Source organism: Rhodococcus sp. R1101 (assembly GCF_000278445.1).
GTDB classification, from domain to species: Bacteria; Actinomycetota; Actinomycetes; order Mycobacteriales; family Mycobacteriaceae; genus Rhodococcus; species Rhodococcus gordoniae.
In genome coordinates this window covers 1-920 of record NZ_AJVB01000823.1, presented here as the reverse complement: position 1 = coordinate 920, position 920 = coordinate 1, and the positions used below count along the sequence as shown (strand labels likewise).

Below are 920 nucleotides of genomic sequence, written 5' to 3'. Positions count from 1 at the left end.
TATTCGTCCACCGGCTGCTCGCGCTCGCCGGTGTGGCCCTGATCGTATGGGCGTTGCCTCGGCTGGCCCGCCGGTGCGGGGTGGCGTCGGTGAGCGCGTTGTGGCTCGGCGCAGCCAACCCGCTGTTGCTGTTCCACCTGGTCGCGGGCATCCACAACGAAGCCCTGATGCTCGGCCTCATGCTCGCCGGCGTCGAACTCTCGTTGCGGGCGGTCCACCCGGCCGACGAGTCCGTGTCGCGTCTGCGTCTGGCGGGATGGCTCGCTGCCGGCACGGCACTGATCGCCCTGTCGTCGATGATCAAGGTGCCCTCGCTGCTCGCGCTGGGATTCGTCGGCATGGCCCTGGCCCGTAAGTGGGGTGCCACCTTCCGCGCCGTGATCCTCGCCGCAGTGATCCTCGGTGTCGGGACCGGCGTCGTGATCGTGGCCGTGAGCTGGGGCAGCGGTCTGGGCTTCGGCTGGACGAAGACCCTCGGGACCGCCACCGAGGTCCGCAGCTGGATGTCGATCCCGACCCTCCTGGGCATGGGCACGGGTCTCGGGGGCGTGCTGCTCGGCCTGGGCGACCACACGACGGCCGTGCTGTCCATCACGCGCCCCATCGCCGCACTGGTGGCGGCCTTCATCACGGTGCGCATGCTGCTCGCGGTGCTGACAGGCCGGATCCATCCCGTGGGTGCGCTGGGCGTGTCGCTGGGCGCGATCGTGCTTCTCTTCCCGGTCGTACAACCCTGGTATCTGCTGTGGGCGGTGATCCCGCTCGCAGCCTGGGCGACGCGCCCGGTGTTCCGGATCCCCACCATCGCGTTCTCGTCTGTGGTCGGCATGATCCTCATGCCCAACGGCAGCGAGTACCAACCGTTCATCATCGTCCAGGCGTCGATAGCGACCATCGTCGTGGTCGGTCTGATCATCGTC

1 protein-coding gene is annotated in these 920 nt (G+C 68.7%); it reads left to right on the top strand.

The features are described from left to right. Window positions 1-920: polyprenol phosphomannose-dependent alpha 1,6 mannosyltransferase MptB (gene mptB, locus R1101_RS0124495; protein ID WP_016935764.1), on the top strand; the 920-nt coding region annotated here is incomplete at both ends.